This is a genomic window from Paenibacillus sanguinis 2301083 = DSM 16941 (assembly GCF_000374825.1).
GTDB lineage: Bacteria > Bacillota > Bacilli > Paenibacillales > Paenibacillaceae > Fontibacillus > Fontibacillus sanguinis.
On record NZ_KB895381.1, the window covers coordinates 1 to 12686 of the forward strand.

8 protein-coding genes and 1 pseudogene are annotated in these 12686 nt (G+C 50.7%); 8 read left to right on the forward strand and 1 reads right to left on the reverse strand.

Going from position 1 to position 12686, the window contains the following annotated elements; all coding sequences use genetic code 11:
- Window positions 1–97 precede the first annotated feature (97 nt).
- The 8 genes and pseudogenes from tnpA to C557_RS23355 all read left to right on the forward strand — a co-directional run.
- Window positions 98–472: pseudogene (gene tnpA, locus C557_RS23350) on the forward strand (IS200/IS605 family transposase); the annotation flags it as partial.
- A 598-nt stretch (window positions 473–1070) separates the two neighbouring features.
- Window positions 1071–2879, forward strand: a complete 1809-nt coding sequence (locus C557_RS0110865) for a cache domain-containing sensor histidine kinase (RefSeq protein ID WP_018751889.1) — start codon at window positions 1071–1073, stop codon at window positions 2877–2879.
- Between the two features lie 3 nt (window positions 2880–2882).
- On the forward strand, window positions 2883–4511 hold the full coding sequence (locus C557_RS0110870; RefSeq protein WP_018751890.1) for a response regulator: 1629 nt from the start codon (window positions 2883–2885) through the stop codon (window positions 4509–4511).
- 175 nt (window positions 4512–4686) lie between these two features.
- On the forward strand, window positions 4687–6075 hold the full coding sequence (locus C557_RS0110875) for an ABC transporter substrate-binding protein (RefSeq protein WP_018751891.1): 1389 nt from the start codon (window positions 4687–4689) through the stop codon (window positions 6073–6075).
- A gap of 105 nt (window positions 6076–6180) precedes the next feature.
- Window positions 6181–7083 carry a carbohydrate ABC transporter permease gene (locus C557_RS0110880; protein ID WP_018751892.1) on the forward strand — a complete coding sequence of 301 codons (903 nt, stop codon included), beginning with the start codon at window positions 6181–6183 and terminating at the stop codon, window positions 7081–7083.
- A 14-nt stretch (window positions 7084–7097) separates the two neighbouring features.
- Complete coding sequence (locus C557_RS0110885) at window positions 7098–7934, forward strand: carbohydrate ABC transporter permease (protein WP_018751893.1); 837 nt, start codon at window positions 7098–7100, stop codon at window positions 7932–7934.
- Between the two features lie 56 nt (window positions 7935–7990).
- Complete coding sequence (locus tag C557_RS0110890) at window positions 7991–9001, forward strand: glycoside hydrolase family 130 protein (RefSeq protein ID WP_018751894.1); 1011 nt, start codon at window positions 7991–7993, stop codon at window positions 8999–9001.
- 145 nt (window positions 9002–9146) lie between these two features.
- Window positions 9147–11105: a carbohydrate-binding protein gene (locus tag C557_RS23355; RefSeq protein WP_018751895.1), complete on the forward strand. Its 1959-nt coding sequence runs from the start codon at window positions 9147–9149 to the stop codon at window positions 11103–11105.
- 258 nt (window positions 11106–11363) lie between these two features.
- Here the strand turns inward: C557_RS23355 and C557_RS0110900 are convergent, their stop codons facing one another.
- Window positions 11364–12605, reverse strand: coding sequence for a CynX/NimT family MFS transporter (locus tag C557_RS0110900; RefSeq protein WP_018751896.1), 1242 nt, complete (start codon window positions 12603–12605; stop codon window positions 11364–11366).
- Window positions 12606–12686: the final 81 nt, after the last annotated feature.

Consider the following 12686-nt stretch of genomic DNA (forward strand, 5'->3'; position numbering starts at 1 on the left):
TATTCGGAGACCTCCTGGTGAAGCAGGAGGCTCCAACGAATAAAGTGACATTTTCATAGCACAGTTAAGGTGACATTTTCACAGACGATTGACAGTGAGGAAAGATCTAATCGAAATATTCAAACGATTAAGTAAGTACAAGGGAATAGAGATCATAGAAGGGCATATGATGCCTGACCATGTACACATGTTGGTAGCCATACCACCCAAAATATCTGTATCGACATTCATGGGATATCTGAAGGGGAAAAGTGCGCTAATGATCTTTGAGAAGCACGCGCAATTAAAGTATAAATATGGGAATCGAAAATTTTGGGCTGAAGGGTACTATGTAAGCACCGTGGGATTAAATGAGGCGACCGTAGCAAAATACATTCGTGAGCAAGAAGCACATGACCAAGCGGTAGATAAGCTGAGTGTAAAAGAATACGAAGATCCATTTAGCAGCAATAGGAGCAAAAAACCAGTTTAACTGGTAAGTGAAAGTGACAAATAACACTGAGCCTGAACAGATTTGCTGTCAGGCTAGCGTCTTTAGGCGCATTTTGGCAACAGGGGGTTATACCCCAAGAGCAAACCACCCGTTGGACGGGTGGTCATGATTTTTATTACTTCATTCGGTTTGCAAAAGTGACCTTGGAATTGGATTCCAAGTGAGTATAGATGTTGGCTGTGGTGGAATAGACAATGTGACCCAGCCAGCCATTCATGTACTTCTTTCATGCTAACGCCAATTGCTATGGCACGAATATAGCATGCTGAAAAACAAAGAAGCTCACCTAGAAGGCCCACCCCAAAAACGAGCAAGTTAATTCAATAGCCCTCTACATCCGCAATTGTAAGACTGACCGTCACAAGCATAATTACTCAAGCGCGCAGCTTCCCGTTAACCTGAGCCATGATTAGTGAATTCGCACCATGTTATGCGGAGGGCCCCCGCCTATTGATAATAAGGGACGGAATCCGCTAAATAATCATGCCCTCTCTTGACGCCGGGCCGGAGCAGCCGTATGGTACAAGTGACAAGAACTGACAATCGTAGGGGGATACATGCTCAAGAAGGGGGAACTATGAATACATTCACAGCCTATGGCCGGCAGCTCCGGCGGCAGATTGCTGGCAGGTATTACCGGATATCCATCAAACAGAGGATTCTGTTCTCGTTCATCGTGCTGATCACGTTGTCCATCACTGCAATGGGCAGCTTCTCGTATTGGATTGCCGCGCAGGAGATCGAAGACAATGCCTACGCCGGCAACCGGGAAACTGTAAGCAAAACTGCCCAGCTTCTGGATTCCCGCCTGAATGATGTAGCGCTGTCCGTGCAGTCCCTGATGCTGAGCGATGCGTACCGCAAGATGATGATGGATGTACTGAGCCATGATGTCTCCAATTATTATGTACATCTGTCCGATCTGCAGTATGTCCTCTCGCAGGCAACGTTCAATCAGCCGATCATTGAGAATGTGCTGATCGTTACCCCGATTGGCGACTTCTATCCCACTACGCAGATCCGGGCGCAGGACAACTCGTTCTACGGCTCGGAATTATATGATCTGAGCAAGGAACAGCCGGGCGGCTACTGGGCCAAAGGACATTATGATCGGTTGTTCACGGGCAGCCAGCGGGTGGTCTCCTTCGTAGTTAGGGGAATTTATGAATACCCTTACACGCCGATCAGCAATGTATTTATTGTGGTCAATATCAGGGAGAGCCGGATAGATGAGCTGCTGAATAAAGGCGGTGAACAAGCAGGATGGAATTATTACCTGGTGAGCGGGGAAGGAGAAGCGGTGGTGGAGTCCCGCTGGCCGTTCCGGGGCAGGTTCCCCTGGAAGCCGGTGCTTGCCGAAGCCGGAAAAGGGGTCAATCCGCAGAATCATAACTACAGCTATGGCGGCAAGGAATATCTGGTGAATTATACAAGCTCAGCGGTATCACCCGACTGGATCATCTCCGGTATGCAGTCGCGGGACCAGTTGCTGGGTAAGCTACAGCGGGTGCAGCGCATTACCCTCTATGTCATCGTTGTCTTCCTGCTGGCCACCTGGCTGATCTCCAATCAGCTGACATCTGTGCTGCTGAAGCCCCTGTTCAAGCTGCGGCGGCTGATGCGCAGAGTTGAAGAGAACCAGCTCAGTGTAGTGTATGAGAGCCGTTATGAGGACGAGGTTGCCCAGGTTGGCTTTCAGTTCAACCGGATGGTGTCGGAGATTAAGACGTTGATCGAGGATGTGAAGACCAAGGAGGAGGGCAAGCGTCATGCAGAGATCCGTGCCCTTACGGCGCAGATGGAGCCGCACTTTCTGTACAATACGTTGAACACCATTTATTGCAAATCGGTCATGGGCGAAAATGACGATGTAAATGAGATGATCCTGTCTTTGTCGCAGATGTTCCAGATCGGGCTCAGCGGCGGCAAGGATCTGATTACCCTGGCGGATGAGCTGTCCCACATGCGGCAGTATTTCGCCATTCAGCAGAAATGCTATGAAGGGCTGTTTGAGTACACGGTGACAGTAGAGGACGAGGCTCTGCTGTCCTGCCTGCTGCCGAAGATTATCCTGCAGCCGGTGGTGGAGAACAGCATTCAGCATGGATTCAGCGACCGGACAATAGGAGGCAGGATAGACATCACGGTCAGCCGGGAGCAGGGGCTCCTGCATATTTGCATTACCGACAACGGCCAGGGGCTTGATGCTGCACAGGTCAAGCAGGGGATGGTCAGGGCTCCGCAATCCAGAAAAGGCTATGCCCTGTTCAACATCAGGCACCGGCTGGCCTTGTATTACGGGACCGAAGCCCGTATGGACGTTAGCGGCGAAGCATGTAAGGGATCACGGACGGATCTGTGGATTCCGCCTAGGGAGGAGAGATGAAGGATGGACCAAAAGCTGGAGTCGGAAAGCTTCAAATTATGTATAATCGACGATATTAAAAGTGTGGTGGAGATGGTCTCGCGCAAGCCGCCGTGGCAGGAGCACGGGATTGAGGTCACAGGTACGGCGCTTAACGGCGAAGCGGGGCTGCAGATCATCCGCGAGACCCGGCCGGACATTGTGCTGACGGATATCCGGATGCCAAGAATGGACGGCCTACAGATGACCCGGGCGATACTGGAGGTGCAGCCGGACTGTAAGATTATTATCCTCAGCGCTTACTCAGAGTTCTCTTATGCCCAGGAAGCCATCCGGCTGGGGGCGCTTGATTTCGTGAAGAAGCCCTTTTCCCTGGAGGAGATTGTGAATGCAGTGCTGAAGGCCAGGGAGCTGTGCCGGGAGGAGCGTCAGGAGACCGCCAGACTTGCTGTAATGGAGGCGAGAATCAGGGAAAGTCTGCCTATTCTCCGCCAGGAATATCTCACCTTCCTGCTGCACCATCAGACGACAGAAGCGGATGCTCGTTCCCGCTGGGCCTATCTTGATATCCCGCTGGACCAGCATGATTTCTTCGTGTTTGTCGCTGAGATCGATCATTTTGCGGAGAAGCTGGACGGCCAGCCTGTGCAGGAGGTCGAGCTGCTAAGGTTCAGCCTGCACAATATTCTCGAAGAGACGATTTCCGCCTGGACCCGCGGTGTTATTATCCGGGAGGCGACAGACCGGTACGTCTGCATCATGAACGGATCGGACCCGGAGACTGCCGCACTGATTACGGAGGCCTGCTGCATGAATGTAAGCCGCTTCTCGCGTCATACCATTTCTATTGGCGTGGGCCTGGGCACAGTGGCGATTCAGGAGCTGGGTACGGCGTACAGGCAGGCGCTTAGCGCGTTGGCGTATCATTTCTATACCGGGGGCAACGGGGTATATCATTATAGCAATATCGAGAATAAACCTCTCTCGCTCCACAGCTATTCCGCCGCCGCCGAGCAGGAGCTGCTGTTCGCCCTGCGTTCCGGCAATTCCGCCAAAAGCCTGCAGGTGCTGGACCAGCTGTTCGCGGAGCTGCTGGACAGCGGACTTTTGCCTGAGCCGCGTTATGTTGAAAGCGTCGGCTATGAGCTGAGCTCCAGAATCTGCCGGGTCCTGCTGGAGCAGTTTCCTTACGGACAGGTGGAGCCGCTGGAGCTCAGAATTGCCGCCATGAAGAACCAGGTGCATCCTTCCCTGCAGGATATCCGGGACCTGCTGTCCTGGCTGTGCCGGGAGGCCTGTGCGCTGGTTACGGAGGCCCGTTCCCTGGAGTCCACGCGGATTATCCGCCAAGCCGTCGAATATATCCATAGTCATCTGGACACGGGGTTGTCGCTGGAGCAGATGGCGAAGCAGATTAACCTTAGCCAGGGGTATTTCTCCAATCTGTTCAAGAAGGTGCAGGGAATTTCGTTTCAGCAGTATGTGATGCATGAGAAGATGGAGAAGGCCAAGGCGATGCTGATCAGCGGCCGGCAGGTTCAGGAGATCGCCCAGGATCTCGGGTATGAGCACAGGCGCTATTTCAGCGAGGTGTTTAAGAAATATACTGGCATGACCCCGTCCGAGTTCAAATTGGATTATATTGGAAAATAATAGGAATCAGCAGGGGAGGGATTTCCGCAGGGCGGAGATTACCTCCTTTGTCTGTATAGAACTCCTGCAGAAATCTGCCCTTAATGTGGGCTTACCCGCCTTATCTGGATGCGCCTATCGAACTATAATCAGGTTGTAAGCGAATACATAAGGGATATATAAGGGGGTACTACCAATGATGAAGCGTATGCTAATGACATCTCTGAGCCTGGTCCTGGCACTTGGCTTGGCAGCCTGCGGCAACGGTAACAGTGGCGAAGGCAATGCTGCGGAAGGCGCGGGAAACGGGGCGACAGCAGGCTCGGGAGGGAAAACTAAAATCAGCTACTGGACAGGCGACCGCCACGATGCGGATTTCGTGAAGGAGAAGGTAGCCGAGTTCAACAGGGCCAATACTGACGGGATTGAGGTGGAGCTGGTCGTCAAGGGCGACGACTTCGATACCGCGCTCGATCTGTCCTTCCAGACCTCCGATGCACCGGATGTGATCCGGGTGAAGGAGAATACCGTCCAGACCTTCTACAAAAAAGGCTTTCTCGCTCCTATTGACGAGTTCCTGAACGATGAGCTGAAGGCGAAATTCCCGGCCATGCCGGATCTGAACGAATTCGACGGCAAGCGTTACAGTCTGCCAAACTATGGAACGACCATGCGTCTGGTGTACAACAAGGATCTGTTCGCCAAAGCGGGTATTGAACATCCGCCGACTACCCTGCAGGAGCTGGTGGATACAGCCAAGAAATTGACAGAAGCCGGCAAAGCGGACGGCGCTTATGGCTTCGCCCTTAACTTCAAGAGCCCCGGCAGTGCGTTCGCACGTTCGGCACGGGTGGTTGCGGAGATGAGCGGCTATGGCGGCTTCGGGTATGATTTCAAGACAGCCCGCTACGACTTCAGCGGCTTCGAGCCAATCATCAATGCCTTTAAGCAGATCAGGGACGACGGCAGCATGCTGCCGGGTGTAGAATCGCTGGATATTGATCCGCTGCGGGCGCAGTTTGCGGAAGGCAAGATTGGAATGTATATGTCCTACTCCTCAGAGCCTGGCGTCTACAAAAATCAGTTCCCGGCCAAGATTGACTGGGCGGCCGCTCCGGTTCCTACCATCGACGGCACCGTGAAGGGGGCTTCCGGCTTCCTCGGGGGCCAATGGCTGGCGCTGAGCTCGAAATCAGAGCATAAAGAAGCAGCCTGGAAGTTCATGGAGTTTATGTACGGCGATCAGGTACTGACGGATTATCAGGAAAAAGGCTTCGGCATCTCCATGGTTCCATCCATTAGCGCAGCAGCCAAGACACCGGATGTGAACGGCATTGAAGGCTTCCTGCCGAACAAGCACGATGGGGTGTGGCCGGTCTACCCGTCTGTAGCACCGGAAGGGATGAAATCGGATGATGCTTTCTTCAAATATATGTTGAACGGCGGCGACCTGAAGGCGGTTATCGCTGATCTGAACAAACGCTATAACGCTGCACTGGACAGTGTGATTGCGAATGACGGTATAAAGGCAGAGCCGGATACCGGCTTTGATCCCGCCGCTCTGGGCGGCAAGTTCGCCAAGTAGACGGAAGGTTAGGATACAGATATAGGCCGGGATAGCGGGGGATGAGGGAGCAGCTCCCCCATCCCTATGCTCTGGTCGTAAAGGAAAGGAGCCGGAAGAAACCAGATGAACAAAACGAAACATGCCTTATTTTCATACAGTTTTATCTTTCCAAGTGCCTTGCTCACGTTGGTTCTCGGGATTTACCCGATTGCCTGGGCGTTCCGCTATATGTTCTATGATTACAAAGGGTTCGGAACGGCGCGGTTTACCGGTCTGGCCAATTTCAGCCGCATTCTGAAGGACACCCAGTTCTGGGATTCAGTGGTGAATACATTTGTCTATGCTGGCGGCAAGCTGCTGATCACCATTCCGCTGGCCCTGCTGCTGGCAGTCATATTGAACCGGGGGCTGCGGGGCAGACAACTGCTGCGGGGGATTTTCTTCATGCCGACCGTCATCAGTACCGCGGTAATGGCCGTAGTCTTCTTCACGATTTTCAACTCATATAACGGGATTCTCAACCAGTTTCTGATCCGCCTGGGCCTCTCCGATTCCGGCGTGGACTGGCTGGGGCCGAAATATGCCATGCTCACCGTCATTCTGGTTGCGGCCTGGGGGGCGGTCGGCAATTATATGCTGCTTTTCCTCGCCGGTCTGCAGAATATTCCGGAGGATGTGTATGAGGCGTCTTCCCTGGACGGGGCAGGCAGAATCCAACAGTTCCGCTATGTCACCCTGCCTATGCTCGGACCTGTGATGCAGATGGTTATTATGCTGGCGATCATTACAGCCCTGAAGGGCTACGAGAGCATCATGGTTCTGACTGAAGGAGGTCCTGTAGGCAAGACAGAGGTCATGTTCCTGTATTTGTACAAATTATTTTTCCCTGTCGGCGGGAGCAGCGCGGCGGTTCAGGTCCAGGAGTTCGGATACGGCAGTGCGGTCGCCTTTGTGTCTGCGGTCATTGTAGGGATGATATCACTCATTTATTTCTACGCATCCAGACGCATGAATCAGACCGATTGAGGAGAGAGGCTATTATGAGACTAAGAACCATACTGGGCAATATCATCCTGTGGATTTTTTTGCTGGCTGTTGCTTTTATTACGCTGATTCCGGTCGTTATCACCATCCTGGGCTCCTTCAAGACGAATGCTGAGCTTACTGCGGGAGCGACCTTCCTGCCGGCGAGCTGGCACTTCTCGAACTATGCCGAAGCCTGGGCGCAGGCCAATTTCTCCAGGTATACCCTGAACAGCCTGATTGTCTCCCTGGCGGCGGTGGTCGGCACGCTGCTGGTATCATCCATGGCGGCTTATGTGGTGGATCGGATGGATTTTGCCGGTAAAAAATTGTATATCGGACTGCAATCCTTCACCATGTTCGTGGCTGTAGGGGCGGTCGTGCTGCGTCCGCAGTTCGATCTGATGGTTAAGCTTCATCTGCACAGCAGCCTGTGGGGCGTTATATTGATTCTGATCTCCGCTCATGCTTCGATCTTCTTCATTCTCTCCAGCTTCATGAAGGGGATTCCCCGCGAGCTGGACGAGGCGGCGCTGATGGACGGCAGCTCTCCCGGCCGCACCTTCTGGCGGATCATTCTGCCGCTGCTCGGACCCGGACTTGGCGTAGGTGCCCTGTTCACCTTCCGCGGCGCGTGGAATGAATATCTGCTGCCGCTTGTGTTCACGATGACGAAGCCGGAGCTGCAGACGCTGACCGTCGGGCTGGCGAACCTGAAATACGGGATTTCGGCCGCTTCTCAGACCCACTATATGATGGCGGGCGCTTGCTTGTCCATTCTGCCGATTCTCGTGGCCTATCTGTTCGCCAACAAATCCTTCATGCAGATGACGGCCGGTTCCCTCAAAGGGTAGAGGTCCGGCCCTGCGCAATTCATATTCCATATTTAACATTCAAGGAGGTACATCCCATGACTCAACACGCTCCGGCAATTCTGCAATCCGCCCCGTTCATCCGACGGTATCCGGGCAATCCGGTGCTGGATGCAACGAAGGTTCCTTACCCCACCGCACTGGTCTTCAATGCCGGTGTAACGAAATTTAACGGCAAGTATGTGATGATCTTCCGTAATGATTACGGCTCACTGGTGGATCAGACGCTTGAGCCGCACCATACCACGGATCTCGGCATTGCTTACAGTGACGACGGGCTGAGCTGGACCGCCGGCCCGAAGCCAGTGTTCAAAATGCATGACGAGGAAATTATCCGCGCCTACGACCCGCGCCTGACCGTGATCGGCGGCCGTTGTTATATGTGTTTTGCCGTGGATACGCACCATGGCATCCGCGGCGGAATTGCCGTTACCGATGATCTGGAACACTTCGAGGTGCTCAGCCTGTCTACACCGGACCTGCGCAATATGGTACTGTTTCCCGAGCCCATCGGCGGCAAGTATGTCCGGCTGGAGCGTCCCTTCACGGTATACAGCCGCGGCGGCCGGGATCGCTTCGATGCCTGGATCTCCGAGTCGCCAGACCTGAGGCATTGGGGCAACTCCAGCCTACTGCTCGCCGTTGAGCAGGTGCCGTTTGCCAATGACAAGGTCGGCCCGGCCGCACCTCCGGTCCGGACGGATAAGGGCTGGCTGACCACCTTCCATGCGGTGGATGTGGACCCGGCCAGAGGCAAGCACGGTTGGGAGGACACCTGGAAGAAGCGCTATACCGCCGGAATTATGCTGCTGGATCTGGAGGACCCCCGCAAGGTGATCGGCATGAGCAGGCAGCCGCTGCTGGCACCGGAGACAGACTATGAGATTGGCGGGGGCTTCCGCAATCATGTGATTTTTCCGGGAGGGATGATTCTGGAGGATGACGGCGAGGTCAAGATCTATTACGGCTCTGCGGATACGGTGGAGTGTCTGGCAACGGCCCATGTGGACGATCTGCTCCGGCTCTGTCTGGAGCCGGAGCATAGATAAGATTGGGAGCAGGCTGAGGGCGGAAATGCGGAGTAACAGCGGGGCCATGTGCCTTGATTGGAGCGGAGTACTAGAGCAGCACTGGTGAAATCATTATTCACTAATAACAGAGTATTTTCTGAAAATATGAAAGGGGTGTTTATTTATGCTAAAAAAGTTAAGGTTATTAAGTTTGATTGTTTGTATGCTCGCCAGTATTATAGCGGTCGTTCCTTTGACAGCAAGTGCGGCGGGTACAATTGTAAGCTATCCATTACCGTCGATCTATACTACGACCAGTCAATACACGGTAACAGCAGACTCTACAAATATACCGGTAATCGACACTTCGGAGGTATTTGTAAACTATAATTATTGTAATTTCTCTTTTTCAGGTACGACTACAATCACAATAACAGCAAGCGAGCCAATCAAAACTTATAATATTTCTCCCAAAGCTTTGGGAATCACTGCAACAAAGAGCGGAAATACACTTACATTTACACTTTCATCACCAGCCTATCTTATAGTTAAAATCAATAACCTGAAAGATCTGGTTATTGCAGCAGATGCTCTTGAAACTGATGTTCCGGCTTCATCCGGTACAGGGATATACAATGTTAAAACCGGGTACGGTGCCGACAGTACCGGTGCCGCTATGGCTACAACTGCAATACAAAACGCCATCAATGCGGCTAACGCAGCAGGTGGCGGTATCGTATACGTTCCAGCCGGAGTTTACAAGAGCGGAAACCTTGTTCTAAAAAGCAATGTTTCGGTTTATCTGGAGGGTGGTTCTGTTATAAGGGGTTCAGGAAATCCAAGCGATTACACTACCCATTTTCATAAGAATTCTCTGAATAAGGATGGAACATGGTTTATTTATACCGAAACAAATGCAAACAATATTAAGATATACGGCAGGGGGACTATTGACGGCAATGGCCATTATATGAGAAATACAAACAATTATTTGAACAATATTCTTGTACCCTTGCAGTGCAGCAACTTTACGGTTGACGGCATAACCATAAGAGACAGCGGTGGCTGGGCTACAATCGTTACAAGATCTAATAACGTAACATTCCAGAATACAAAGCACTTCAACAACAATGAACTTGATTATGAAAATGATGCAATAGACATTCAAGAGAGCCAGAATGTACTTATAAAGCACACGGTAGCCGTATCGGAGGATGACACCTACTCATTTAAGACATGGGATGTAGCAACTACGGATATAGCTGCAAACTGGCCGGGAAGTCCTGAAAAACAGTCAAATGTAGTTGTGGATGATGCTTTGGCTTGGAGCAGATGTGGAGCATTCAAGGTTGGAGATGGAGTGAAGCAGCTTCAGGATGGCATAGTTGTTAAAAACTCTTATGTATACAGATGCTGGCGCGCTTTAGCGGTAGGTCATCTTTATGGGACTCCAGCAGCACAAAACATCATATTTGACAATATAGATGTAGAAGGCTTCTGGCCAAGGTCCGGTGTTCACTCCAGATGGTTTGATCTTTCTGCAAAAAGTGGTCCGATCAAAAATGTGGTCTATAATAATATCAATTTACGCGCTTTAGGTGAAGTTTCCATAATGAAGGGTTGGAGTGACACATCTACTGTCTCCGGAGTTACAATAAACAATGTTCGCGTTGGTGGAGTTCCGGCAGCTACACTCGCAGAATTGAAAATAACAGATACGAACAGCTATGCTGCAGCTCCCAAATTCAACACATTGAAATTTGAAGCGGAAGGCTATAACCTTAGCTCAGGTGTTATACACTATGAGGCAAGCACGGATGGTGGGCTGGATGTTGGCGGAGGCAGTAATGGCGACTATATCGCATTTAAAAATGTAGACTTTGGCAGTACAGCTAAAACAAGTATTGATTTGAAGGTTGCATCCGCTAATTCCGGCGGAAGAATCGAATTCCACTTGGACAGTCCTACAGGCACTATGCTGGGTTATTGGGCGGCAGAAAGCACAGGCGGATGGCAGAAATGGTCAGTCAAAAATATCCCGCTTAATGCCGGGACAGCTGTAGGAACCCATACGGTCTATGTTACTTTTGTTAAGTCAGATTCAACCACAGTTGCAAATTTAACTTGGTTCCAGTTTAAATAGAATGGAAAATGTTTAATTTAATTGCAATAAGATGGATAAAGGGCTGTATCAAATGATGCCTCTTCATTCAGCTAAAGTTTTTTTCTACGATTGACCAACTAACACAAGAAAACAGCAAGTCTCCTAAGTGAAATAGGGACTTGCTGTTTGAGGTTTCAATTAATTCTTAGGTTGTAGAATCTAAGCGATGAACTACCATGATCTAGGCTGTTTGCACGACGGTTCCATTTCGTCATACGTACTTAACAATAACTGGAATTACTTTCCAGAACCAACAAATTGATTTCTAGCCGCACCTAGACCAACGATACCGAGTAGAGCTGAAGCGCCAACCAATATCAGGAGTGGAGCGCTCCAACTATGACTGGCATCATGCAAGTATCCAATCAGAGCTGGTCCAATTGCTGCTAATAGATATCCAATCGATTGGGCCATGCCCGATAATTCAGCCGCCTGATGGGCACTTTGGGTACGCAAGCCGAAGAACATCATGGATAAGCCAAAGGCAAAGCCTGATCCAATCCCCAGAATAATAACCCAAACCAGAACCAGATGGATGCTGCTATAAAGAAGGCCAAGTGTTCCGATCAAAAGTAGAATTGTTGTAATAACCACTAACCACCGTTGGCTAGACATGCGACCCGCCATAACTGGAACGATAAATGCAAAGGGGAGCGAAGCCATAATCAGAACCGAGAGAAACCAGCCGGATTGACTTGAACTGATGCCTTGATCTTTTAGTATTTCAGGCAGCCATGCCACCAGCACATAAAAAATGGCCGATTGTATTCCCATAAAAAGAGTCACTTGCCAAGCTAATGGAGAGCGCCATATATTGACCTGATGGTTGTTACCTAGGCGGTTGGCAACAGCGGCTGGGTTCGCTGGAGCCTTGAGTTGCGGTATCCAAAAGAGAATGGAGATGACGCTAAGTATCCCCCATACTCCCAAGGCCCCTTGCCAGTTCAAGCCTGCCCCCACAGCTAAGGGAACACTAATACCGGAAGCAATCGCCCCGCATAAATTCATGGAAACAGAATAAACCCCTGTCATAGTACCCATTTGTTGTGGAAATTCCCGTTTAATCAGGCTAGGTAGTAATACATTACATATAGTAATAGCAAACCCGAGAACTGCTGTTCCAACATACAAGGTAACTGCTCCGGATAACGAGCGAACAGCAATACCAATGAACAAAAAAATAAGGGAAATCAGGATAATACGTTCTACGCCATATTTACGTCCCAATTTTGGTACAAATGGTGATAACAATGCAAATGCAATTAGTGGAACTGTGGTAATCAAGCCTGCTAAGGTATTTGAAATATGCACGTTCTCGCGAATAAGACTGACTAATGGTCCCACCGATGTGAGGGGAGCACGCAAATTCGCTGCGATAAAAATAATTCCTACGATCAAGAACCAGAGTGTCGCTTGCTTGCGAATGCCGGTACTGGATATGCCATCCTGGTTTTCCAACAATTGTTCTGGTGAATTCATATGGGATCCTCCTACGTTTTAAGTTAATAATCATCAATTTCATCCCTGTGGAGGAAGTACCCTTAAGAAGGGGGCATTATA

What these genes read in the sequence shown, in the direction of transcription:
- C557_RS0110890 (WP_018751894.1), top strand. Translation starts at nt 7,991, where the DNA reads ATGACTCAACACGCTCCGGCAATTCTGCAATCCGCCCCGTTCATCCGA.
- C557_RS0110875 (WP_018751891.1), top strand. Translation starts at nt 4,687, where the DNA reads ATGATGAAGCGTATGCTAATGACATCTCTGAGCCTGGTCCTGGCACTT.
- C557_RS0110900 (WP_018751896.1), bottom strand. Translation starts at nt 12,605, where the DNA reads ATGAATTCACCAGAACAATTGTTGGAAAACCAGGATGGCATATCCAGT.
- C557_RS0110865 (WP_018751889.1), top strand. Translation starts at nt 1,071, where the DNA reads ATGAATACATTCACAGCCTATGGCCGGCAGCTCCGGCGGCAGATTGCT.
- C557_RS0110880 (WP_018751892.1), top strand. Translation starts at nt 6,181, where the DNA reads ATGAACAAAACGAAACATGCCTTATTTTCATACAGTTTTATCTTTCCA.
- C557_RS23355 (WP_018751895.1), top strand. Translation starts at nt 9,147, where the DNA reads ATGCTAAAAAAGTTAAGGTTATTAAGTTTGATTGTTTGTATGCTCGCC.
- C557_RS0110885 (WP_018751893.1), top strand. Translation starts at nt 7,098, where the DNA reads ATGAGACTAAGAACCATACTGGGCAATATCATCCTGTGGATTTTTTTG.
- C557_RS0110870 (WP_018751890.1), top strand. Translation starts at nt 2,883, where the DNA reads ATGGACCAAAAGCTGGAGTCGGAAAGCTTCAAATTATGTATAATCGAC.